General features: G+C 69.8%; 23 protein-coding genes. 6 read left to right on the forward strand and 17 right to left on the reverse strand.

Features of this window, described 5'->3' with window-relative positions:
* Positions 1 to 15: 15 nt before the first annotated feature.
* Together M4V62_RS28865 and M4V62_RS28870 are read right to left on the reverse strand one after the other, a co-directional pair.
* Positions 16 to 1,002: an aldose epimerase family protein gene (locus tag M4V62_RS28865; protein WP_249590113.1), complete on the reverse strand. Its 987-nt coding sequence runs from the start codon at positions 1,000 to 1,002 to the stop codon at positions 16 to 18.
* A 39-nt stretch (positions 1,003 to 1,041) separates the two neighbouring features.
* Positions 1,042 to 1,953 (reverse strand): SGNH/GDSL hydrolase family protein, encoded by a 912-nt coding sequence (locus M4V62_RS28870; RefSeq protein WP_249590114.1) that lies wholly within the window; start codon positions 1,951 to 1,953, stop codon positions 1,042 to 1,044.
* Between the two features lie 293 nt (positions 1,954 to 2,246).
* Here M4V62_RS28870 and M4V62_RS28875 point away from each other — a divergent pair, with 293 nt between their 5' ends.
* Positions 2,247 to 2,741 (forward strand): DUF3145 domain-containing protein, encoded by a 495-nt coding sequence (locus M4V62_RS28875; protein ID WP_249590115.1) that lies wholly within the window; start codon positions 2,247 to 2,249, stop codon positions 2,739 to 2,741.
* A 75-nt stretch (positions 2,742 to 2,816) separates the two neighbouring features.
* Here the strand turns inward: M4V62_RS28875 and fabF are convergent, their stop codons facing one another.
* The 5 genes from fabF to fasR all read right to left on the reverse strand — a co-directional run bounded on the left by fabF (position 2,817) and on the right by fasR (position 7,724).
* Positions 2,817 to 4,079, reverse strand: coding sequence for a beta-ketoacyl-ACP synthase II (gene fabF / locus M4V62_RS28880; RefSeq protein ID WP_249590116.1), 1,263 nt, complete (start codon positions 4,077 to 4,079; stop codon positions 2,817 to 2,819).
* Positions 4,080 to 4,149: 70 nt separating this feature from the next.
* Complete coding sequence (locus M4V62_RS28885) at positions 4,150 to 4,401, reverse strand: acyl carrier protein (protein ID WP_249590117.1); 252 nt, start codon at positions 4,399 to 4,401, stop codon at positions 4,150 to 4,152.
* 97 nt (positions 4,402 to 4,498) lie between these two features.
* Entirely contained in the window at positions 4,499 to 5,530 is a 1,032-nt protein-coding gene (locus tag M4V62_RS28890) for a ketoacyl-ACP synthase III (RefSeq protein WP_249590118.1), read from the reverse strand.
* A gap of 17 nt (positions 5,531 to 5,547) precedes the next feature.
* The gene (locus tag M4V62_RS28895; RefSeq protein WP_249590119.1) at positions 5,548 to 6,495 is read right to left on the reverse strand and encodes an ACP S-malonyltransferase; all 948 of its coding nucleotides are present in this window, start codon (positions 6,493 to 6,495) and stop codon (positions 5,548 to 5,550) included.
* Between the two features lie 89 nt (positions 6,496 to 6,584).
* Positions 6,585 to 7,724, reverse strand: coding sequence for a fatty acid biosynthesis transcriptional regulator FasR (gene fasR, locus M4V62_RS28900; RefSeq protein WP_249593052.1), 1,140 nt, complete (start codon positions 7,722 to 7,724; stop codon positions 6,585 to 6,587).
* A gap of 185 nt (positions 7,725 to 7,909) precedes the next feature.
* On the opposite strand from fasR, the gene M4V62_RS28905 reads away from it, so the two are divergent.
* Complete coding sequence (locus M4V62_RS28905) at positions 7,910 to 8,575, forward strand: pirin family protein (protein WP_249590120.1); 666 nt, start codon at positions 7,910 to 7,912, stop codon at positions 8,573 to 8,575.
* Positions 8,576 to 8,738: 163 nt separating this feature from the next.
* Here the strand turns inward: M4V62_RS28905 and M4V62_RS28910 are convergent, their stop codons facing one another.
* A complete protein-coding gene (locus tag M4V62_RS28910) occupies positions 8,739 to 9,554 on the reverse strand; it encodes a serine hydrolase domain-containing protein (RefSeq protein ID WP_249590121.1) in 816 nt (271 codons plus the stop codon).
* 19 nt (positions 9,555 to 9,573) lie between these two features.
* Complete coding sequence (locus M4V62_RS28915; protein ID WP_249590122.1) at positions 9,574 to 10,062, reverse strand: GNAT family N-acetyltransferase; 489 nt, start codon at positions 10,060 to 10,062, stop codon at positions 9,574 to 9,576.
* A 135-nt stretch (positions 10,063 to 10,197) separates the two neighbouring features.
* On the opposite strand from M4V62_RS28915, the gene M4V62_RS28920 reads away from it, so the two are divergent.
* Positions 10,198 to 10,791, forward strand: a complete 594-nt coding sequence (locus M4V62_RS28920; RefSeq protein ID WP_249590123.1) for a MerR family transcriptional regulator — start codon at positions 10,198 to 10,200, stop codon at positions 10,789 to 10,791.
* Positions 10,792 to 10,955: 164 nt separating this feature from the next.
* On the forward strand, positions 10,956 to 11,897 hold the full coding sequence (locus M4V62_RS28925) for an aldo/keto reductase (protein ID WP_249593053.1): 942 nt from the start codon (positions 10,956 to 10,958) through the stop codon (positions 11,895 to 11,897).
* 133 nt (positions 11,898 to 12,030) lie between these two features.
* Here the strand turns inward: M4V62_RS28925 and M4V62_RS28930 are convergent, their stop codons facing one another.
* The 7 genes from M4V62_RS28930 to M4V62_RS28960 form a co-directional block, all read right to left on the reverse strand.
* The gene (locus M4V62_RS28930) at positions 12,031 to 13,260 is read right to left on the reverse strand and encodes an acyltransferase family protein (RefSeq protein ID WP_249590124.1); all 1,230 of its coding nucleotides are present in this window, start codon (positions 13,258 to 13,260) and stop codon (positions 12,031 to 12,033) included.
* The gene (locus M4V62_RS28935; protein ID WP_249590125.1) at positions 13,257 to 14,474 is read right to left on the reverse strand and encodes an alpha/beta hydrolase; all 1,218 of its coding nucleotides are present in this window, start codon (positions 14,472 to 14,474) and stop codon (positions 13,257 to 13,259) included. The genes M4V62_RS28930 and M4V62_RS28935 overlap by 4 nt, the downstream gene beginning before the upstream one ends.
* Positions 14,475 to 14,637: 163 nt before the next feature.
* On the reverse strand, positions 14,638 to 15,309 hold the full coding sequence (locus M4V62_RS28940) for a response regulator (protein ID WP_249590126.1): 672 nt from the start codon (positions 15,307 to 15,309) through the stop codon (positions 14,638 to 14,640).
* Complete coding sequence (locus M4V62_RS28945; protein WP_249590127.1) at positions 15,306 to 16,670, reverse strand: sensor histidine kinase; 1,365 nt, start codon at positions 16,668 to 16,670, stop codon at positions 15,306 to 15,308. The genes M4V62_RS28940 and M4V62_RS28945 overlap by 4 nt, the downstream gene beginning before the upstream one ends.
* Before the next feature lie 208 nt (positions 16,671 to 16,878).
* Entirely contained in the window at positions 16,879 to 17,760 is an 882-nt protein-coding gene (locus M4V62_RS28950; protein ID WP_249593054.1) for a DUF4429 domain-containing protein, read from the reverse strand.
* A gap of 66 nt (positions 17,761 to 17,826) precedes the next feature.
* Positions 17,827 to 19,038: an alpha/beta hydrolase gene (locus M4V62_RS28955; protein ID WP_249590128.1), complete on the reverse strand. Its 1,212-nt coding sequence runs from the start codon at positions 19,036 to 19,038 to the stop codon at positions 17,827 to 17,829.
* A 245-nt stretch (positions 19,039 to 19,283) separates the two neighbouring features.
* Positions 19,284 to 19,928, reverse strand: coding sequence for a TetR/AcrR family transcriptional regulator (locus M4V62_RS28960; protein ID WP_249593055.1), 645 nt, complete (start codon positions 19,926 to 19,928; stop codon positions 19,284 to 19,286).
* Positions 19,929 to 20,103: 175 nt separating this feature from the next.
* Between M4V62_RS28960 and M4V62_RS28965 the strand changes: the two genes are divergently transcribed.
* Together M4V62_RS28965 and M4V62_RS28970 are read left to right on the forward strand one after the other, a co-directional pair.
* The gene (locus M4V62_RS28965) at positions 20,104 to 21,714 is read left to right on the forward strand and encodes an MFS transporter (RefSeq protein WP_249590129.1); all 1,611 of its coding nucleotides are present in this window, start codon (positions 20,104 to 20,106) and stop codon (positions 21,712 to 21,714) included.
* Positions 21,715 to 21,953: 239 nt separating this feature from the next.
* Positions 21,954 to 22,370 carry a peptidase inhibitor family I36 protein gene (locus tag M4V62_RS28970; RefSeq protein WP_249593056.1) on the forward strand — a complete coding sequence of 139 codons (417 nt, stop codon included), beginning with the start codon at positions 21,954 to 21,956 and terminating at the stop codon, positions 22,368 to 22,370.
* Here the strand turns inward: M4V62_RS28970 and M4V62_RS28975 are convergent.
* A complete protein-coding gene (locus M4V62_RS28975; RefSeq protein WP_249590130.1) occupies positions 22,351 to 23,247 on the reverse strand; it encodes a potassium channel family protein in 897 nt (298 codons plus the stop codon). The two genes, M4V62_RS28970 and M4V62_RS28975, sit on opposite strands and share 20 nt — an antisense overlap.
* Positions 23,248 to 23,298 lie beyond the last annotated feature (51 nt).

The raw sequence follows: 23,298 nt of genomic DNA on the forward strand, positions 1-23,298 counted from the left end.
TCGGGCGCTCGGCGCTCAGCGAACCGAGAAGCCGTACACCGTCTCCGACGCGTACACCCCACCCGGCCGCAGCACCGTCCCCGGAAACTCCGGCCGGTTGGGGGAGTCGGGGAAGTGCTGTGTCTCCAGGGCGATCCCGTCACCCGGCCCGAACGGCAGCGGCTCCTCGAAGTGGTCCGCCGTGTACAGCTGGAGGCCGGGCTCCGTCGTGGCGACGGTCAGCACGCGCCCGGACGCCGGGTCGCTCAGCTCCGCCACCTCGGCCGGCCGCGCGGTGGCGCCCTTGTCCAGCACGTAGTTGTGGTCGATCCCGGCCCCGACCTTCCGCGCCGTCCGGAAGTCGAAACGCGTCCCGGCGACCTCCTCGTACGCCCCCGTGGGAATCTGCGCCCCGTCCGTCGGCGTGAGACGCTCCGCGTCGATCCGCAGCTCGTGCCCGCCCGCGCTGCCGCTCCCGGCCCCGGCGAGGTTCCAGTACGTGTGGTTGGTGAGGTTCACGACCGTCGGAGCGTCGGTCGTCGCCTCGTACGCGATCCGCAGCGCGCCCGCCTCGTCCAGCGTGTACGTCGCCGACACCGCGAGCCGCCCGGGGTACCCCTCCTCGCCGTCCGGGCTCACCCGGGACAGCCGCACCCCGTGCTCGACCTCCGCCGCGTCCCACACCCGCTTGTCGAAACCGGAGACGCCGCCGTGCAGCGCGTTCGGCTCGTTGTTCCGCTCCAGGCGGTGGGTCCGGCCGTCGAGCGTGAACTCACCGCCCGCGATGCGGTTCGCGTACCGGCCCACCAGCGCCCCGAAGTACGGACCGGGATGATCGAGGTAGCTCTGGAGGTCGTCGAAGCCGAGGGCCACAGGCTCGCGCCGCCCCGACCGGTCAGGAACTTCCGCCGACTGGATGATCCCGCCGTACGTCAGGACGCGTACGCGCACCCCGCCCCTTTCCAGGGTCCAGCGATGGACGGGCGTGCCGTCGGGGAGCGTCCCGAAGAGTTCACTGCGCATGATCGCGACCCTACGCCGGGCCGCCGGGCCGCCGGGACCTCAGGCCCCGGGGTCCTTGGCCTTCACCTGCCGGTAGGCCAGCTCCGCGAGCCGCGACTGGCCGTTCTTGCTGGGGTGGAACCAGTCCCAGTGGCTCAACTGGTCGCCGTCGAAGCGGTAGTCGAAGACCGCCCCGCCGTCGTACCGGCAGCGCAGGTCCTTCGCGCACACGTCCTTGAGCACGTCGTTGTACGCCACCACGCGGCCTTGCACCGTGGCCCGCCGCTGCGTCGCCGAGGCGTCCAGGTCGTCCGGGTCCGCCAGCATCGAGGCGCAGATGCCCAGCTTCCAGATCTGCTTGCCAAGGGCGTTGGTGCGCCCCTGGGACCAGAGTCGCTTCAGGTCCGGCACGGAGGTGACGTACACCTGGGTCTTGGGAAGCTCGCGCCGCAGCGTGCGCATCGCCTCCTCGAAGTCGGCGCGGAACTCGGCGACCGGGGTCATGGAATCCGCCGAGGGGCGGCAGGCGTCGTTCGCGCCCGCCATCACCGTGATCAGCTCGGGGCGCTTGAGAGCGGCCTGCTCGACCTGCCCGGGGAGATCCGTCATGCGGGCGCCGGTCTTGGCGTAGTTCCAGCTGTGCGTGGCGGCCCGCTCCTTGCCGAGCAGGCGCGTGGCGAGGCTGCGCACCTCGGAGTCCGTGCCGGTCGCCCAGGACGCCTCGGGGCAGTCGGCAAGGACCGAGCAGGCGTCGAAGCCGCGGGTGATCGAGTCGCCGACGGCCGCCAGGGAGTTCGGATCCGTGTCCCAGGTCGGGGTGGGCTTGGGGGACGGTTTGTCGTGCGCCGATGGTCCCTTGGGTGCGGGGGAGTCGCCGCCGGAGGCGTCGCACGCGGTGAGCGCGGTGGCGCCGAGAAGAACCGCCGTCGCGATGGCGACGGCGGCACGCGGGCGGTGCCTTCGGTTCCGCATCCCCAGGTCCCCTCTGTTGTCGTAGCCCGTCCTAGGCCGACCGCGCCGTTTCGGCGCCCCTGCGAGTGAATGGTGGGTGATTCCTGGCCTTGGGACCGACGGTACGTCACACTCCTTGTTCCGCCGCACGGTAGCCTCGCCACCCAGTGGCACCCTGCGCTTTCGGTTCCGCTAAATTACATCACGTCACATCTGTCCCGTTTTCGGGAGTTTCCCGAATGCGGGGCCACAACGCTCGGCACGGGCGCGAGGCCGCTGGGGAAGGCGAACCTCGACCCACACTGGAGGTCCCGGTGACGACACGTGGAGTTCTGTACGTGCACTCCGCACCGCGCGCGCTGTGTCCGCACGTCGAATGGGCAGTCGCGGGCGTACTCGGCGCGCGCGTCAACCTCGACTGGATCAGACAGCCCGCGGCGCCCGGCAGCTGGAGATCCGAGTTCTCCTGGCGCGGTTCTGTGGGCACGGCGTCCAAGCTCGCCTCCGCCCTGCGCGGCTGGCAGCTGCTGCGCTTCGAGGTCACGTCGGAGCCGTGCCCCACGGCCGAGGGCGAGCGGTACAGCGCCACACCCGAGCTCGGCATCTTCCACGCGGTCACCGGAATCCACGGCGACATCCTGATCCCGGAGGACCGCCTGCGCGCCGCCCTGGCCCGCTCCAAGGGCGGCGAGAGCAACCTGGAGGCCGAGCTCGCCAAGCTGCTCGGCAAGCCCTGGGACGACGAGCTGGAGCCCTTCCGGTACGCGGGTGAGGGCGCTCCGGTGCGGTGGTTGCACCAAGTCGTGTGATGCGTACGCGAAGGGGCCCCCACCAGACGGTGGGGGCCCCTTCGGTTACCTGCGGTTCGGTTGCCTGCGGCCGGTTCAGACGGTCCGGAACGCGAGCACCACGTTGTGGCCGCCGAAGCCGAACGAGTCGTTCAGCGCCGCGATCCTGCCTTCGGGCAGTGCGCGGGCCTCGTCGCGGATGACGTCCGCGTCGACCTCGGGGTCGAGGTTCTCGATGTTGATCGTCGGCGGGGCGATGCGGTTCTTCAGCGCGAGGACCGTGGCCACGGTCTCCACGCCGCCCGCGCCACCGAGCAGGTGACCGGTCATCGACTTCGTGCTGGAGATCGCCATGTGGTCGACATCGTGGCCGAACGCCTTGCGCAGCGCCTTGATCTCGGCGACGTCACCCTGCGGCGTCGAGGTCGCGTGCGCGTTCACGTGCACGATCTCGGCGGGCTTGAGGTCCGTCGTGTCGATGAGGTTCTGCAGCGCCGCCGCGATGCCGTTGCCGGACGGCTCGGGCTGCGTGATGTGGTGGGCGTCGGCCGAGATGCCCTGGCCGACGGCCTCCGCGTAGATCTTCGCGCCGCGGGCCTTGGCGTGCTCCTCGGACTCGAGGACGATCACGCCTGCGCCCTCGCCGAGCACGAAGCCGTTGCGGTCGACGTCGTAGGGGCGCGAGGCGCCCTGCGGGTCGTCGTTGTTCTTGGACATCGCCATCATGTTGCCGAACGCGACGATCGGCAGCGGGTGGATCGCCGCCTCCGTGCCACCCGCGACGACGACGTCGGCGCGGCCGGTGCGGATCATCTCGATCGCGTAGCCGATGGCCTCGGCGCCCGAGGCGCACGCCGAGACGGGGGTGTGCACGCCCGCGTGGGCGCCCAGCTCGATGCCGACGTTGGCCGCCGGGGAGTTGGGCATCAGCATCGGCACGGTGTGCGGGGAGACGCGGCGTACGCCCTTCTCCTTGAGCACGTCGTACTGGTCGAGCAGGGTGGTCACGCCGCCGATGCCGGAGGCGATGACCGCGCCGAGGCGGTCGGGGTCGACGGATGTGTCCTCGCCCGCCTTCGCGGTGTACCCCGCGTCGGCCCAGGCCTCCTTGGCCGCGATCAGCGCGAACTGCGCCGAACGGTCCAGCTTGCGGGCCTGCGGACGCGGAATGACCTCGCCGGGCTCGACCGCGATCTGGCCCGCGATGCGGACCGGAAGCTCGGCCGCCCAGTCCTGTTCGAGAAGACTGACACCGGAACGGCCCGCGAGCAGGCCTTCCCAGGTCGAGGCTGCGTCGCCACCCAGCGGTGTGGTTGCGCCGATACCGGTGACGACCACGGTGCGATTGGTCGAGTTCACAGGAAATTTCTCCACGGTGTTGAGGGGATCAGCGGCGCCACCGCCGGGTGGCGACAGCAGAGCAGCCTGGTCAGGCGGCCTGGTGCTTGAGGATGTAGCTGGTCGCGTCGCCGACCGTCTTGAGGTTCTTGACGTCGTCGTCCGGGATCTTGACGTCGAAGCGCTCTTCGGCGGCGACGACGACCTCGACCATGGACAGCGAGTCGACGTCCAGGTCGTCGGTGAAGGACTTGTCCAGCTGGACGTCCTCGACCGGGATGCCGGCGATCTCGTTCACGATCTCGGCGAGACCGGCGACGATCTCTTCCTGAGTGGCGGCCATGTTGGCGCTCCTTCTATGTATCCAGAGGGTGTGGCGCCCGCCGCGGCAGCGGCAGGTTGGTTGATGCCGTACGGATCGGATGATCCGGACGTGATGCCTAGGGGAGGGTAACGACCGTGGCGGCGTACACGAGACCCGCCCCGAAGCCGATGACGAGCGCGGTGTCGCCGCTCTTCGCCTCGCCGGTGGCCAGAAGCCGCTCCATCGCGAGCGGAATCGAGGCTGCCGACGTGTTGCCGGTGGTGCGCACATCACGGGCGACCGTGACGTGTTCCGGCAGTTTCAGAGTCTTCACCATCGAGTCGATGATCCGCTCGTTGGCCTGATGCGGAATGAAGACATCCAGGTCGTCCGCGGTGATCCCGGCCGCGTCCAGCGCCTGCTGGGCGACCTTTGCCATCTCGAACACGGCCCAGCGGAAGACCGCCTGGCCCTCCTGCGTGATCGCAGGGAACTTGATGTTGCCCTCGCTGTCGAGCGGCAGCTTCGAGACATCGCCGACGTGGAACTCGTTCCACGCCACGGTCTGCTTGATGGTCTCGGACTTGTCGCCCTCGCTGCCCCAGACGGTGGGGCCGATGTGCGGCTCCTTGGACGGGCCGACGATCACGGCGCCCGCGCCGTCGCCGAACAGGAAGGCCGTCGCGCGGTCCTCCAGGTCGGTGAGGTCGCTCAGCCGCTCGACGCCGATGACCAGGACGTACTCCGCGGAACCGTCGACGATCATGCCCTTGGCGAGGGTCAGGCCGTAGCCGAACCCCGCGCAGCCGGCGGAGATGTCGAACGCGGCGGGCTTGCCCGCGCCGATCTTGTCCGCGATCTCGGTCGCGATGGCGGGGGTCTGCTTGAAGTGCGAGACGGTCGACACGACGACCGCGCCGATCTGCTCCGGAGTGATGCCCGCGTCGGCGATCGCCTTGCCGGACGCCTCGACGGACATCGCGGCCACGGTCTCCTCGTCGGAGGCCCAGTGGCGGGTCGCGATGCCGGAGCGGGAGCGGATCCACTCGTCGGACGAGTCGATCGTCTCGAGGATCACCTCGTTGGGCACGACACGGGTCGGGCGGTAGCCGCCGACACCCATGATGCGCGCGTACGGGGCGCCCTTACTGGGCTTGATCTTCGACATGCTCTCCTGGCTCCTTCTCAGGCACCCGCCGCGTCGGCGGCGGATGCGGTGTCGGCGATGAGCTCAGATGCGGCTTCGAGATCGTCGGGTGTCTTGAGGGCCACCGTCCGGACGCCGGGCAGAGCGCGCTTGGCGAGACCGGTCAGCGTGCCACCGGGGCACAGCTCGATCATCGCCGTGGCGCCCAGTTCCTTGAACGTCTCCATGCACAGGTCCCAGCGCACCGGGTTGGCCACCTGGCCGACCAGGCGGGACAGGACGTCCGAGCCGGTCGTCAGGGCCTGGCCGTCGCGGTTCGAGACGTACGTCAGCTCCGGGTCGGCCGGGTCGAGGGCCTTGGCGGCCTCTTCGAGCGTGGCGACCGCGGGAGCCATGTGGTGCGTGTGGAACGCGCCGGCCACCTTCAACGGTACGACGCGGCGGACGCCTTCGGGCTTGTCCTCGGCGAGCGCCGCGATCTGCTCCGCGGTGCCCGCGGCGACGATCTGCCCCGCGCCGTTCACGTTCGCCGGCGTCAGGCCGAGCTTCTCCAGGTGCGGGACGGTGATCTCGGGGTCGCCGCCGAGCAGCGCCGCCATGCCGGTCTCCGTGATCGCCGCGGCGTCGGCCATGGCCAGACCCCGGGTGCGGACGAGGCGGAGCGCGGCGTCGTCGCTGAGCACACCGGCATACACGGCCGCGGTGATCTCGCCGACGCTGTGTCCCGCGACCGCGCCGGGCTTGTTCGCTGCCAGGGCGTCACCGAGTGCCGCGGCGGAGAGCAGACCGGCGGCCACAAGGAGCGGCTGGGCCACGGCGGTGTCGCGGATCTCGTCCGCGTCGGCCTGCGTGCCGTAGTGGGCGAGGTCGAGGCCGATGGCGTCCGACCACGCCCCGAGGCGGTCGGCCGCGCCGGGGAGTTCGAGCCAGGGAGTCAGGAAGCCGGGCGTCTGAGCGCCTTGGCCGGGAGCGACGAGTACGAGCACTCTCACACTCTCTCTTGTGGACGGTGCAAGCCGCCCGTGGGGACAGGGACGAAGAACCGCTGGGGGAATTGTAGGGGCTCGACAAAATCCTACGGTTGGAGATCCCCGTCGGCCAGACGCCCCAGGATCAGCGCGATCCGCAGCGTGAATGCGGAGCGTACGTCCGATGGCGACCAGCCGGTGACGTCAGTCACACGTCGCAGCCGGTAGCGCACGGTGTTGGGGTGCACGAAGAGCATCCGGGCGGCGCCTTCGAGGCTGCTGGCCTGTTCCAGATAGACGCTGAGAGTCTCCAGGAGCGCGGAGCCCGCTTCCTCCAGTGGTCTGTAGATCTCCTCCACCAACTGGTCGCGCGCGGCCGGATCGCTCGCGATCGCGCGCTCCGGCAGGAGATCGTCCGCGAGGACGGGACGCGGAGCGTCCTGCCAGGCGGCGCACGCCTTGAGTCCGGCGGCCGCGGCCTGCGCGGACCGGGTGGCGGCGAGCAGGTCGGGGACGATGGGTCCGGCGACGACGGGACCGGCCGCGTACGGACCGATCAGACCCTTCGCGACCTGCAGCGGATTGTCGCTGCCGCCCGCGATGACGACCAGGCGGTCGCCGAGCACCCCGGTCAGGACCTGGAGCTTGGCGTGCCGGGCGGCGCGGCGGATGGCTTCGACGGTGAGCTCGCTGTCGCCGTCGGGCGCGGTGCCCAGGACGACACAGACGTGCTCGGGGGAGTTCCAGCCGAGCGCGGCGGCCCGGCTCACCGCGCCTTCGTCGGCCTCCCCGGAGAGCACGGCGTTCACGACGAGCGATTCCAGACGGGCGTCCCAGGCACCGCGTGCCTCGGCGGCCTGCGCGTAGACCTGCGCGGTGGCGAAGGCGATCTCGCGGGCGTACACGAGGAGCGCCTCGCGGAGGATGGACTCGTCTCCGGGGGCCGCGATCTCGTCGACCGCGGACTCCATCACCTCGATCGTCGTACGCACCATCTCGACGGTCTGGCGCAGGGTGATCGCCCTGGTCAGCTCGCGCGGGGCGGTGCCGAAGACGTCGGTGGAGATGGCCTGGGGAGCGTCGGGATGGCGGAACCACTCGGTGAAGGCGGCGATGCCGGCCTGCGCCACCAGGCCGATCCAGGAGCGGTTCTCCGGAGGCATCGCCCGGTACCAGGACAGCGTCTCGTCCATGCGCGCGATGGCCTGCGCCGCGAGGCTGCCGGCCGACTGCTCCAGGCGCTTCAGCGTGGCTGAGTGCGCGTGGGCCTTCCGGTGCGCGTCCTGACGGGCGGCCTCCTCGTGGCGCGCGGCTTCCTCGTGGGCTGCCTGATGGGCGTCCGGGCGGGCTTCGTTCGCAGAGGGTTCGGGCACGGGGACAAGACTGCCTTATCGGGACGGGGGCGTGCGGTGCCGGGTCTAACGTGGGGTGTGTGATTGATGTACGGCGCTCCGGCGATCGGTACCGCGGCGGGGAGCCCGGTGCCGGTATCGAGACCTTCCACGCCTTCTCCTTCGGGCCGCACTACGACCCGGACAACCTCCGCTTCGGCGCGGTCCTGGCCTGCAACGAAGAGCGTCTCGCACCCGGCGCGGGCTTCGACGAACACCCGCACAGCCACACCGAGATCGTGACCTGGGTGGCGCAGGGCGAGCTGACCCACCGCGACTCGGCCGGGCACGCTTCGGTCGTGGGCCCCGGGGACGTCCAGCACCTGAGCGCGGCCGGCGGTGTCCGCCATGTGGAACGCAACGACGGCGATGCCCCCTTGGTCTTCGTCCAGATGTGGCTGTCCCCCCTGAAGCCCGGCGGAGAACCGTCCTACGAGGTGGTCCACGGCATCGCGGACTCGACTCCGTACGCGGTCCCCGCGGCGGGCGCGCTCCTGCACGTCCGCCGCCTCGGCGCGGGCGAGCGCACCGCGATCCCGGACGCACCCTTCGCGTACGTCCACGTGGTACGTGGTGAAGTGCGCCTGGGCGGCGAGCAGTTGGCCGCGGGGGACGCGGCCCGGATCACGGCTGCGGAGGGCCTGGAGGCGGTGGCCACGGAGGAGGGCGCGGCGGAGATGCTGGTGTGGGAGATGGCGGAGGGCTGAGGGAAGCGGCACCCCGCTGTGGGCAGTCGTGCCGCTGGGGCGGCACGGGTGGGCACAGCGGCGGCACCCCGCCACCGCCGGGCTGCGGAGATGCTCCTTGCGGTATCCGTGCTGCGGGGTGCGACGCGAGGCCGGGGCCCGCGAGGCCACCGAGAACGCCGCCTCAGAGCTCGGCGAGCACCGCGTCCGTGAACGGAGGCCACGCCTCGACGGCCCACGGCCCGAACGCCCGATCCGCCAGAGCGACACACGCCGCCCCCGCGTCGGGATCGACCCAGAGGAACGTCCCGGCCTGCCCGAAGTGCCCGAACGTCCGAGGCGACGACGAACTCCCCGTCCAGTGCGGCGACTTGGAGTCCCGAATCTCGAACCCGAGACCCCAGTCGTTGGGACTCTGATGCCCGTACCCGGGAAGCACACCCTTGAGCCCCGGATGCACCACGGACATCGCCTCCGCCACCGTCCGCGGATCGAGCAACCGTGGCGCCTGCACCTCGGCGGCGAACTTCACCAGGTCATCGACCGTGGAGACCCCGTCCTTGGCGGGCGAAGCGCCCCCGTCGAGCGAGGTGGCCCCCATCCCCAACGGCTCGAGCACGGCCTGCCGCAGATACTCCCCGAAGGGAATGTCCGTCGCCTTGGCGACATGATCCCCGAGCACCTCGAACCCCGCGTTCGAGTACAGCCGCCGCGTCCCGGCAGGTGCCGTCACCCGGTGCTCGTCGAACGCAAGGCCGCTGGTGTGCGCAAGGAGGTGCCGCACGGTCGACCCCTCGGGCCCGGCGGGCTCATCGAGCTCGACGGCCCCCTCTTCGTACGCCACGAGCACCGCGTACGCCGCCAGCGGCTTGGTCACCGAAGCGAGCGCGAAACGGTGCGCGGTGGGTCCGTGCGTCCCGACGACCGTGCCGTCCGCGCGGACGACGGCGGCGGCAGCGGTGGGGACCGGCCAGTTCTCGATCAACGCCAGGCTCTGCATACGTACGAGCCTAAGCGCCCTACAGGCTCAACCGCATCGAGGGGTCGGGCTTGCGGACGAAGCCGAGCGAGGCGTACAACGGCTCCGCCTCCGCCGACGCATTGAGATCGACGCTCCCCGCACCACGCTCCCGGAACCAGTCAAGGAGTACCTCCATACAGGCCCGCGCATACCCCCGCCGCCGCTGATCCGGATCGGTGGCGACGCTGAACACGCACCCCGTGGCGCCCCGCGGATTGCCCGCCCGCCCGATGCGGTACTCCAGCGTCCCCACCACCAGCGCCGCGAGCTTCCCGGGCCGACCGGGCCGGTCGACGACGAAGGCGGCGAAATCACCCTCCGGATCGGCCAGTTTGTCCCGCAGGACCTGAAGGGACTCGGCATGCCAGCTGGTGTCGGACTCCGTGGCGGCCGCCGAGCCGGTGGCGAACACCGAGTCGATCATCACCTGCCGCAGCCTGATCAGTTCCTCGACATCGTCTGGCGTGGCACGACGCACAACACTCATGATCGGCACCGTAGTCACCACACGAAGCAGCGTCCTCCGATTTTCCCAGGGTTTGCTTCCGTCACATACTTCCTCCCGGATTTCCTCCCGGTTCTGCTTGCTTAGAGCGCACTCCAAGGTTCTAGCGTGGTGGTCATGACGGTGATGGAGACCGAGACCGCCCGCACACAGGCCCCCTCACAGGCCGCAACCGCAGCGCCCGCCGGTGTCGCCGGTACCGCGAGTACCCCTGGCGTTGCCGAGAGCGTCGACAGCACCGACAGCACCGACAGTGCCGACAGTGCCGACAGTGCCGACACCAAGGCGGATGCCTGCGCCTCGGCACCCACCGCGCACCCCCGCCCGAGCGGGCAGGACCACTACACGATCAGCGAGGTCGTCGCCTTCATCGGCCTGACCGCACACACCCTGCGCTGGTACGAGCGGATCGGCCTGATGCCCCACATCGACCGCTCCCACACGGGCCAGCGCCGCTACCGCAACCGCGATCTGGACTGGCTCACCTTCGTCGGCAAGCTCCGCCTGACCGGCATGCCGGTGGCGGACATGGTCCGCTACGCCGAGCTGGTGCGCGAGGGCGATCACACCTTCACCGAGCGCCACGAACTCCTTGAACAGACCCGCCGCGACGTCCGCACCCGCATATCGGAGCTCCAGGACACGCTCGCCGTGCTCGACTACAAGATCAACTTTTACGCTGACGCCCGCCCGGCGTCGGAGAGGCTCTGAAACCGATGACCGCAGAGACGCCGAAGACCCCCCAGACCCCCGAGCCGGCTGCGACGACCGGCACAGCGGGCACCGCGGGCACAGCCGGTACGACCCCTGCCCCGATCGCGAAGGTGCAGCTCGGGACGGACGGCCCGGAGGTCGGCGTCCAGGGACTCGGCTGCATGGGCATGAGCTTCGCCTACGGCCCCACCGACGCCGATGAGGCCCGGGCGACCCTGGAGCGAGCCCTCGAACTGGGCGTCACCTTCTACGACACCGCCGACGCCTACGCCGCCGGTGAGAACGAGAAGTTCCTCTCTCCCTTCCTCAAGGCACACCGTGACGAGGTCGTGCTCGCCACCAAGTTCGCCCTGGCCGTCGACCCGAACGACTCGACCAAGCGGATCATCAACAACGACCCCGCGTACATCCGCGCCTGCATCGACGCCAGCCTCCAACGCCTCGGCGTGGACGTCATCGACCTCTACTACATGCACCGCCGCAGCCCGGGGGTGCCGATCGAGGAAACCGTCGGCGTGATGGCCGAGCTGGTCGCCGCGGGCAAGGTCAAGCACCTCGGCCTCAGCGAGGTCACCGGCCCCGAACTCCGCGCCGCCCAAGCCGTCCACCCCATCGCCGCCCTCCAGTCGGAGTGGTCGCTCTTCAGCCGTGACATCGAGCAGGGCGTGGTCCCCGCCGCCGCCGAACTCGGTGTCGCCCTCGTCCCCTACTCCCCGCTCGGCCGCGGCTTCCTCACCGGCTCGTTCGTCAGCGCCGACAAGGAGCTCGGCGAGGGCGACTTCCGACGCCAGCAGCCCCGCTTCACCGGCGACAACGCCGCCGCCAACGCCGCCCTCCTCGAGCCCGTCCGTACTGTCGCCGAAGCCCATGGAGCGAGCCTGGGCCAGGTCGCCCTCGCCTGGGTCCAACAGCAGGCCCAGGCCCACGGACTGGCCGTCGTCCCCATCCCCGGCACCCGCAAGCGCAACCGCGTCGAGGAGAACACCGCGGCCACCCGCCTCGAACTCACCTCCTCCGAACTGGCCCTGCTGGACCCCATCGCCGCCCAGGTCGCAGGCGACCGCTACGCCGACATGACCTTCACTTCGGCGGGCCGCGAGTAACGAGTAGCGAGTAGGGAGGAACGAGCAGAGGACTGCCGGCTCGCTCCGCAGGGTGGGGCGGGGGGGGCGTGGGGGCGTGGGGCCATGGGGGAGGCGCCCACACGCTTCCGCTGTTCACGCCAGCCCCAGCTGTTCACGCCAGCCCCAGCGCGAAGACCGCGAACCCCGCCGCCAGGAGGCTGGTGAGTGCCCGGCGCGCATACGTGGCCCGCTTCCACGGAGCCTCGAAGCCGCGGGTGTAGCGGCCTATCAGCAGCAGGAGCGCCCCGAAGACCGGAAGCCAGGCGATCCGGGCGGCTATCCAGCCCCAGGTGTCAGGGCCCGCCGTCAACCCGGGCACCGTGCCGCCGAGGAACGAGCCGGGCACGGCCGCTGCGAGCATCGCCGTCTGGTGCCAGCACAGGATCGTCATCGCCGACAGGTTGATCACGACGACCGGTGCCCACAGGGCTGGCCTGCGCAGCAACTTGCCGATCCGCTCGCGCAACAGGATCGCCGCACCGCTCTGCGCGGCGGCCAGCGCCAGGACCAGCAGCGACGGGGGATGCGAATTCGTCCGCGCCTCACCCGGGACGCCGACCATCGACGCCGGATAGTGGAGGACGAGCAGCAGTGCGGCGAAGAGGGCCGTCCCTCCGACGAGCAGCAGCCACGCACCGCGCCTGCTCAGCTTCTTCTCGCCCCAGCTGACGCCCAGTTGATAGGCGAACATCCAGCCGGGCAGCAGATTCAACAGGCTCAGCCAGGACGGCATGGTGTCCCCGAACGGGCCGTAGCGCAGGAAGTCGACGACGGCGACCGAGCCGAGCAGCGGCGCCGCGGCCCAGGCACCGAGTCGCTCGGCCGCCCTGATACACCATGGGGTGAGCGCGGTGATCACCGCATAGATCCCGACGAACCACAGCGGCTGTATCACCAGCGTGGACCCCGTGCGCAGTGTCGTGCCCGGCACCCCCATCGCGTACAGCACAGGGATCAACGCGGCCCAGACGGCGGTCACCCCGAGGACCGGACGACCGAGTCGCGCCACCCGCCCGCGAAGCCAACGCCCCGTGGACTCGCCGCGCGCCGCCGCCCGGCGATACGAAAGGACGGAGGCATAGCCGCCGACCAGGAAGAAGATGCCGAGCATCTGCAGCACCCAGCTCAGCGGCGCGAAGAATCCGAACGAAGCCAGGGGACTGGCATTGTGTAGCGCGCCGCCCGCATCGAGGGTGAATCCGCCGAGCAGCCAGTGTCCGGTCGGCACGGCGAGCAGGGCGAGCGCACGCAGCCCGTCTATGGCCCGGTCGCGATGTGCGGGTGTCTTGGCGTCGATCGCCGACGCCGTGCTGCGCAGGGTGGTCAGCGGGGTGAGGCTCATGGCCGCTCTCCGATCGGGCGGGCGTCGGCGGCAGGCGCAGCCAGGGCGGTGCCGTTGTCCGGTGTGCCGTGGGCAGTGGGCTCCGCGATGGAGGCGAAGGCCTTGAGGGAATCCGTCCCCGGGGCGAAGTAGCCGGTGTGGCCCTCGGCTCGCTCCGCGGGAACCCGTCGGGCGCCGAATGCGGGGTCGGCCGGGTCCTCGCCATGGCCGAGGCCGAACAGCTCGACGTTCGGCACGTCACCGATCCAGTCGCTGTCGTCCTTGGCCGCCCAGACGCGGGCGGAGGTGTGCAGATCGGCCACGCTGTCCGCACGCATGCCGGGGGAGCCGAGCACCACCAGGTCGGACGCCGTCAGTTGTGGAGCCGCCAAGCCGCACACCACGGAGCCGTAGCTGTGGCAGAACACCGCGGGGCGTGGGGTGCCTGAGGCTGTCAGGCCCTGCACAAACCGGGCGAGTCGGGGCGCGCCGGCCTGCGCGAGCCGTCCCGTCGCGGCGTCGGGGCCGAGGCCGACCGGAGTGGTGTATCCGACCCAGGCCACCACGGCTGTGTCGTTGCCCGCCGCGGCGTGCAGGGAGCGTGCCATCCCGGCCGGTGTGCCGTACTCGTCGGTCGAGCGGTCGAAGGTGCTCAGATCTATGTCGGATCCCGGCACGACAACGGATACGTGCTTGGCGCCCGTCAAGTCCCCGTATACCGCAGCCACTTGTCCTCTGCCGCGCGGATCGAAGGCGAGTATCTGGCGATCGGGTGCGAGGAGCTGTTCGTAACGCGTGACGAGAGAGCGGGCCCGCTCGTGGTCCTGCAGGGTGAGGCTCGGGTCGCTCAGGCGGGCCCGCTCGCGGGCGCGCTCGGCTTTCAGGGAAAGGGAGTTGGCCTCGAACCGCAGGGCGGTCGGGGCGCCGTCCAGATTGCCGACGACCGAGGGGTGCCGGGTGGCCAGGCTGTGCTGCTGCGCCTCGCTCAACGAGTCGAAGAACGCGGCGACTCGGGCGGGGGAGGCGGTCGCCGGATCCGGCAGCCGAACCCCCCACGTATGGTCCGCGCGCCAGGCCTGCGTGCCCGGTGGCGGGCCCGTGAGCGGCTGCTGTTCGTTGCCGACGGCCCAACCGGCCGTGCCGGCCACGATCGTCGTCGTGAGCGCCGCGGCGATCAGCGTCCGCTTGCTGCGGGTCTTCCAGCTCCTGCGGGCTTTCCAAGAACGAAGGCGCATGGCCCGTCTCCCTCCCCATCTCGTGGCACGCTCCGGCGTGACGAGGGGAAAAGTAGGGAGACGGTGCCCGGCGGCACCTCACACTGGGGAGCCAACTCGCAGGTGATACCGGGGTATGTGGACCTCATACCGCGGTATAGGAGTGAGGGATTGAGCGAGGGGTCTACTGCTCTCCGGGCGTGATCAGACCGGACTCGTAGGCGAAGATCACGGCCTGTGCGCGGTCCCGCAGGTCCAACTTGGAGAGGACCTTGCCGATGTGGGTCTTCACCGTCTGCTCGGCGAGTACCAGGTGCTCGGCGATCTCCTGGTTGGAGAGGCCGCGTGCGATGAGCACCAATACCTCGGTCTCACGCGGGGTCAGGCCGTTCAGCCGCAGCGACTGGTCATTGCGTGGCCGCTGCTTGGCGAAGTCCGTGATCAGGCGGCGCGTCACCGACGGAGCGAGCAGCGCGTCGCCCGCCGCCACCACGCGTACCGCCGAGATCAGATCGGCGGGCGGGGCGTCCTTGAGGAGAAAGCCCGAGGCTCCGGCGCGCAGCGCCTCGTACACATAGTCGTCCACGTCGAAGGTGGTGAGCATCAGGACCTTCGGCACGTGCACCACCCCGGGCGGTGGGTCCAACAGGGCGCGTGCCGCGACGAGTCCGTCCATCTCCGGCATCCGGACGTCCATCAGGACGACATCGGGATGGGTTTTGCGGCTGACGTCGACTCCGACCTTGCCGTTCGGCGCCTCGCCCACGACGTCGATGTCGCTCTGGGCCGCAAGGAGTGCGGCGAACCCGGCCCGCACCATGTTCTGGTCATCGACGATGATCACGCGGATGGTCATGCGGTTCCGGAGTCCTTTTTCAGGAGGGGCAGTTGGGCCGCCACACGGAAGCCACCGTCGGGCAGCGGCCCGGCGTCGACCGTGCCGCCGACCAACCGTACGCGTTCGCGCATGCCGACGAGTCCGTGACCTGTGCCGCTGTGCTCCAACGAGTCGGGTGTCTCGGTGGGTGGGCCGTTGACCACGAGAATCAGCAGATGCTCTTCGTCCAGGGTCACGGTGATGGTGGTGTGCGCTCCCGGCGCGTGCCGCATCACGTTCGACAGGGCTTCCTGGACGATGCGGTACGCGGAAAGGTCGACGGCCGGTGTGACGTCGGCCAGCTGTGTGAGCACGGACAGTTCGGGGCGGGACAGATCGATCGGTATGCCGGCGCGCACCGTCGCTTCCACCAGATGCGGCAGCCTGCTGAGCCCGGGCTGCGGGGACCGCTCACCCGGTGTGTCCTCACTGCGCAGCACCGCGAGCAGCCGCCGCATCTCGGTGAGGGACTCACGGGCGCTGGCCGCGATGCTCCCGAACTCCTCACGTGCCGCGTCCGGAAGGCCGTCGAGGCGGTAGGGCGCGGAGTCCGCCTGCACCGTGATCACCGACATGTGGTGGGCAACGACATCGTGCAACTCCCGGGCGATGCGGGCCCGTTCTTCAAGGAGGGTGCGCTGGGCGCGCTCGGCCTCGCTGATGGTCTCCTGCTCGATGAGTCTGCGCTGTGCGTCGCCACGCTCACGGAGCAAGGCGCCGAGCAGCAGCGCGACACCGCTCAGCACGATCAGCAGCACGCTGGTGTCCTGGCCGCCGTCGTCGCGGAACGCACCGAGGACGAGGCTCACGACGACCGTGACGAGCCAGATGCCCAGGAGCGTGCGGCGGCTCTCGCGCAAGGACAGCAGGAGGCACACGACCACGTAACCCACGATGATCATGGCTGTCCAGGGGGCGGGCCGGTCGTGGCCCATGGACAGCGTCACGATCGCCCCGATGACATCCGCGACGATCAGGATGCACCAGGCGGCCAACGGACGGCTGACCGCCAGCAGCAGCGGTGCGGCCTGGGCGACGCCCAAGGCGCCCGCCAGACCGCCGTTCACCCCGTAGTCGTTCGTCAGCACCTGGGTGGTGACAGGGATGAGTGTCGCGACGAAGCCCAGCGCGGCGATGATGGGCATCAGCCGCATCCAGCGCTTGGGTGCACGGGCGAGGAGAGGCTCGGTCCGCCCCGCGGGCGTCGAGAGGAAGGTCCCTGCCCTGCCGAGCCCTTCGCGGACGCCCGCGGCCGCACGCTGAAGGGTGACCCCACGCCTGTCCGGCTCGGCGGCCGGTGTGCGGGGATCCTGGTCCGGTGGTGTCGATGAGCTGCTCATGGCCTGATCAGCGTAGACATGACGCACGCCGTGCGCCGTCGTACCGCGGAGCTGACCTGCACCTCATACCCGGGTAGGAACCGGGCTTCTCGCGATACCCAGGTATGACCCATGACCCATGACCCATGACCCATGCCCCTGACCGCGGACCACGGCTCGCCAGCCCCAGCCTCAGCCCCAGCCCGCGCTCTGCCCCGCCCGGCCCAGGTCACAGCTCCGCCAGCAGCTCAGCCTTCTTCGTGGTGAATTCCTCGTCCGTGAGCAGGCCCGCCTGGTGCAGCTCACCGAGGTGCCGGATGCGTTCCGCGATGTCCGCCGGGTCGCGGCGGGTCACCGGGGCGGTGCCCGGGACCGTGCCGGGCGTCAGGGCCGGACCCGACGCCCGCACCGCGGCGAGCACCGACGCCGCGAAAGGCAGCGATTCGTGCACCGGGCCGTACCCGAGGCCGAAGACGACGGCCGCGGGGTCCTGGTCCGCCTGTGCGGGCTGGGCGAGCGGGGTCTCACGGCGCAGCAGCCGGAGATGGCCCTCGAAGACCTCGGGGGAGCGCCATTCGACGCCGCTCAGGTCCGTGACCAGGAAACTCTGATCGCCGGCTTTCCACTTGGCCGACGAGGCACCCGTCCAGAACCACCGGAAGGCCACCGACTTGCCGTCGAAGGACGCCTTCCCGTCGTACGCCTTGAACTGCAGCGGAGTCTCCGGTGCGGCGACCAGGTAGCGGTCCGGAGGCCCGCAGTCATCCTGAGTGAGCTGGGCCCGCAGCTCGTCCGCGTAGTACTCGGCGAGCGTCTCGCGCTCGGCGGGCAGCACGAGCCGGTACGGGTCGCAGCCGTCCTTGAGCTGGCCCGCGGCCGCCTCCATCAGAGGATCCGCCCCCGGTCTCGGCACGGCGTGCAGGACGACCGTCCCTCGCTTGCCGGGAGTAAGTGTCACCGCTGCGATCGCCTCGTGCGGGATGCGGCGTTCGCCGAGCGCCTGAAGGAGCTTCGGCGTGCGGATCCCCCGTTCGAAGCGGATGAGCACGGAGTCGGACTCGAACTCCCAGGCGGCATGAAATCCGGCCAGTACGTCACCCATGCGGCTCATCGTAGGCGGCACGCGCGCCTCCGTCCCTCCTGCGGCGTGCCGCTGTTTTGTCGATTTCTACGCGCGTCAGGCCACTGTCGTGCCGGAAAATTCCTTCCGGCACGCGTCATCCCCGCTCGCACACCGCACTGAGCGGTACGAACCAGTGCCGATGTCGGCGAAGTTGCTGAGGCTCTCCGTGCCCGGCTCGAAATAGCCGGTGTGGCCGATCGCGCCCCGTGCGGACAGCACCCGCGCTCCGAAGTCCCGGGAGACGGGGTCGGCACCGTGGCCGAGCCCGCCGACCTCCATGTTTGGCACATCCTGGATCCAGTCGTCGCCGTCCCTGGTGGCCCAGATCCGGGCACCGGTGCCCAGCTGCGACGCCGTGTCGGCGCGCATGCCGGGGCTGCCCGCGACCGCGATGTCGGAGACGCGGGAGGGCAGCTGTCGTGCCGCGACCCCACACACAACGGAGCCGTAGCTGTGGCAGTACAGCGCGACAGGCGAGTGCCCCGGAAGCCCGCGCACCAATGAATTGAGCCGGATCGCGCCCTCATCCGCGCGCATGGACGTGGCCGCGTCCACACCGAGGCCGATGGGCGCGGTGTAGTCGGCCCAGGCGATCACGGCGGTACGCGCGCGTGGGCTCGCCGAGTGCTCCGCGCGGTACAGGGCCTTGGCCATGCCGACAGGCGCCGAGTACTTGCGGTTCGTCCGCTCGAAGGTCAGCAGGTTCGTGTCCACTCCGGGCACGACGACTGACACCCGGGACGCCTGGTCGAGGTCTCCGAAGACCTCGGCGATACGACCCGACCCCATGGGGTCGAAGGACAGGACCTGCCGACCCGGATGCATCATCACGCCGAAGCGCTTCATTCTGCGCTCCGCCTCCTGCTGCCCGAGAGGGGAGAGCCGGTTGTCGTGCATGCGCTTTCGCTCGGTCTTGCGCGCCTGATCAAGGGCGATGTGGTTCGCGCGATATCGCAGCTCTACAGGGGCACCGTTCATGTTGCCTACCGCAAGGGGATAGCGGGTGGCGAGTCGGGTGCGCTGTTGCGCGCTGAGCGAGGCGAAGAAGTGAGCGAGCTTGCCGGCCGGGGCAGTGGCGTCGGGCAGGGCCCGTCCGTTGATGTGCCCTTGCTCCCAGGCGGAGAGCGAGGCCGCGAGCGGCGATGCGGCGTCCTTGTGGTGGCGCACCGCGGTCCAGCCCGTGGTCGCCAGCATGACGAACACCACGGCGAGCGCAAGCAGTGCGCGCCAGGCGCTGAGTTGAGGGGAGGAGTCGAAGGAAGTCACTACGGAACACCCTAGGAGAATCGTGATGCCTACCGTGCACCGGGTGAGACAGATCACGTTTCCTGTGGGGTAATTGAGGCAAAGCGGGCGCACTCTGAGCACTTTCATCACACTCCGTAGGCGGAGCATGCGCGCAGCGCACTCGGAGCGCGCCGTTACTGACGGCGCATCAATCAGTCACTCAGCGTGTTGATTTGTTCGACGGGTTGATCTGCTCCGCAGTCCGACACGGAGTGCGCGCACCGTCACTCTGCGCGCCAGTTCTCCGCCAACGCGGGTCCCAGGTGGTCGAGATACGTCTCGGTGATCGCGCGGATCGACTCCACGCTCGAGTCCTCGCCCGCACCCCAGAGCCGCCCGGTCACGCGCATCACTCCGCTGAACGCGGCCACCACCACGCGTGGTCGGGGGTCCGTGTCCAGGTCGAGCCCCTCGCGCTCGGCGATCACTCGCGCGATCTCTTCCTCCATCTCGATGGAGCGGCGCAGGTGGGCGGCGAGCAGGGAAGGGGTGGACTCGATCATCTGATAGGTGCGCATGTGGAGTTCGACGGGGACCACCTCTTCGATGGACCGGCCCATCGCGTCCCAGGCGCCGATCACGGCTCCGCGCAGGGCGACGAACGGCGTTTCGTCTGCGGGGCGTTCGCGCAATGTCTCCACGAACCGCTGCTCCACCATCTCCTGCACGGCGAAGGCGGTCTCCTCCTTGTTGGTGAAGTAGCGGAAGAACGTGCGCTGGGAGACGTCGACGGCTTCGGCGATCTCGTCGACCGTCGTCTCCTCGTACCCCTTGGTCGTGAAGAGCTCGAGCGCCGCGCGCAGAAGTGCGTCACGGGTGCGCTGCTTCTTGCGCTCGCGCAGTCCGGGCCGGGAGGGCTCGCCGGAGATGTCTCCAGAGGCCTCGGCCCGCGGCTTCGCGGGGCCCGCCGCTCGCTGCCCGGTCCTCACGCCATGTCCCTCTTTCCGCCGTTCTGACCAGCTCACCATATCTGTGAGCTACGTGACAGTTACCGACTTGTGAAACAGTTTGTCAACTGTCAGCGACTGACACTAGCCTCGATGCATGACTAGTCAGATCACCGTCGACAAGGCGGACAAGGCGCCGGAGCCATCGTCCGCTCCGACCCCGGCCAAGGGGCTCCGCGGCCACCCTTGGCTGACGCTCTTCTCCGTCGCGATCGGCGTGATGATGGTCGCCCTGGACGGCACCATCGTGGCGATCGCCAACCCGGCCATCGCGAAGGACCTCGGCACCACGATGGCCGGTGTCCAGTGGATCACCAACGGCTACCTCCTCGCGCTCGCCGTCGCGCTGATCACCGCCGGCAAGCTCGGTGACCGGTTCGGCCACCGGCAGACCTTCCTGATCGGCGTGGCGGGCTTCGCCGTGGCCTCCGGCGCGATCGGGTTCTCCAGCAGCGTCGGCCTGGTCGTCACCTTCCGCGTGCTCCAGGGCCTCTTCGGAGCCCTCCTGATGCCGGCCGCGCTCGGCCTGCTGCGCGCCACCTTCCCCGCCGAGAAGCTGAACATGGCCATCGGCATCTGGGGCATGGTCATCGGCGCATCGACCGCGGGCGGCCCCATCGTCGGCGGCCTGCTCGTCGAGCACGTCAGCTGGCAGTCGGTGTTCTTCATCAACGTGCCCGTCGGCGTCATCGCTCTCGTCCTCGGCCTGGTGATCCTCAAGGACCACCGCGCGGAGAACGCGCCGAAGTCCTTCGACATACCCGGCATCGTCCTGCTGTCGGGCGGCATGTTCGCGCTGATCCTGGCCCTCATCAAGGGCTCGGAGTGGGGCTGGGGCGGGACGAGGACGCTGCTGTTCCTCGCGGGCGCGGTGGTGCTCTTCGCGCTCTTCGCCTTCTGGGAGACGAAGGTCAAGGAACCGCTCATCCCGCTGGGCATGTTCAGGTCCGTACCGCTGTCCGCAGGCACGGTCCTGATGGTCCTCATGGCCTTCGCCTTCATGGGCGGGCTGTTCTTCGTCACCTTCTACCTGCAGAACGTGCATGGCATGAGCCCGGTCGACAGCGGACTGCACCTCCTGCCGCTGACAGCCATGATGATCGTGTCCTCGCCGATCGCCGGTGCGCTCATCACCAAGTTCGGCCCACGCGTCCCGCTCGTCGGCGGCATGGTGGCCACCGCCGTCGCGATGTTCGGCATGTCCACGATGACGACGGACACCGCGACGCTGCCGATGTCGCTCTGGCTCGGCATGATGGGCCTCGGCCTCGCGCCCGTGATGGTGGGAGCCACCGAGGTCATCGTCGGCAACGCCCCGTTGGAGCTGTCCGGCGTGGCAGGCGGTCTCCAGCAGGCCGGCATGCAGGTCGGCGGCGCGCTCGGCACGGCGGTTCTCGGCGCGGTGATGGCCGCCCGGGTCGACAAGGACCTCCCTGCGAACTGGGCCGACGCCAAGCTCCCGCCCATGACGCCGGAGCAGCTCGACCAGGCGTCCGCCGCGGTCGAGATGGGCGGGGCGCCGGTCCCGCCGAAGGCGCCGGAGCCGGTCGCCGAGGCGATCACCTCCGTCGCGCACGACACGTTCGTGTCCGGCATGGGGCTGGCCTTCACCGTCGCCGGTGTCGTCGCGGTCGTCGCGGCCCTGGTCGCCACGTTGACCAAGCGGGGCGCCAATGCCGAGGCGGGCGCCGGAGTCGGACACATCTAGCCGAAGGCGTTCTGGATTCCGGGCCACCAAAAGGCATTTCCGGACATATCTAACGCGTACGTCGAGCAAGCATCTGCCTGGCGCGCACGCATCAGGGAAAGCCCCTCAGGGTCCAACTGGGGGGCTTTCGCCTATCTGGGTGACGCACATCCGTACCCCTTCCGACGGAGCTAGCGAGTGGGTCACAGTTCTGACAAGTGATCCACACGACACGGGAGTTGAAGCAGATGCGTACGACCATGCCCACGACGTTTGCCGCAGCCGCGCTCGCCACGGTGATCCTTGCCCCCTCACAGGCCGGTGCCACGACACTGTCCCCACAGGCCGATCTCGCGACACCCGCGAAGCATGCGGGGGCCGCCGCACCACCCACGCTCGCCGGTTGCGGGCCGGGGGAGCTCTGTCTATGGGAGAAGGCGGAGTTCAAGGGCGCCCGGCAGACGTATGAGCTGTCCGAGATCGACATCGAGAGCTGTGTAGCGCTGCCGGAGGGGGGCAGCGCTCAAGCCCTCGCCAATCGCACGGGCCGTCCGGTCACCACGTATCAATCCGCGGAGTGCGGCGAGACCGGCGAGTTCGACACGTATCCAGGTGGCGGCACCTGGCTCCCCGAATCGCCTTATCGCGTGCGGGCGTTCAAGGTCTGGGAGAACTGACCGGAGGCACAGGAGGACCTTCCGGGGCCGGCGCCGACCGCGGAATCTCCTGCGGCGCCGACCGCGGAATCTCCTCCGACGGCGGTCGCGGAACCTCAGCCGGTTCCGATCGCGGTACCTCAGCAGACGCCGGCTGAGGTACCCCGCCCGACAGCGCCGTCACCTGAGCCCGCAGCGCTCGAACCTCCGTCGTCAGCGCCTCGATCGCCGCGGTCTGGCGCCGCTCCTCGACATCGTCCCGGTCGAAGCGCGAGATGAACCAGGCCGCGATATTGGCGGTGACCACACCAAGAAGCGCGATGCCCGAGAGCATCAGGCCGACCGCGAGGATGCGGCCGAGCCCGGTCGTCGGCGCGTGATCTCCGTAGCCGACGGTGGTCATCGTGGTGAAGGACCACCACACCGCGTCGCCAAGGGTCTTGATATTGCCGTTCGGTGACTCCCGCTCCACCGAAAGGACGGCCAGCGAACCGAACATGAGGAGGCCCACGACGGCCCCGGCGACATAGGTCGTCAGCTGAATCTGAGACGCCATCCGGGCCCGGCGCCCGACCAGCAGCAGAGTCGAGACGAGCCGCAGCAACCGCAGCGGCTGCAGCATGGGGAGGAGGACAGCGCAGAGGTCGAGCCAGTGCGAGCGGACGAACTGCTTGCGGTGGTCGGTGAGGTAGAGGCGTACGAGGTAGTCCGTGGCGAACGACGCCCAGACGATCCACTCCACCGCCGTGCAGGTGGTCGCGACGCTCTTGCTCGCGTCGGGCACCACGATGGGCACGGCGTAGGCGATGGCGAAGGCCACCGCGAGCACGAGGAGCGGACGTTGGGTGCGTCGCTCCCAATGGAGCTGTGCCGGTGGGTGCTTTATGGGCGCTTCCATGCGCGCATCGTATGAAACGCCGGAGGGCGGCGGGAGCCACTGCCCCACCGC

This window comes from Streptomyces durmitorensis (assembly GCF_023498005.1).
Lineage (GTDB): Bacteria > Actinomycetota > Actinomycetes > Streptomycetales > Streptomycetaceae > Streptomyces > Streptomyces durmitorensis.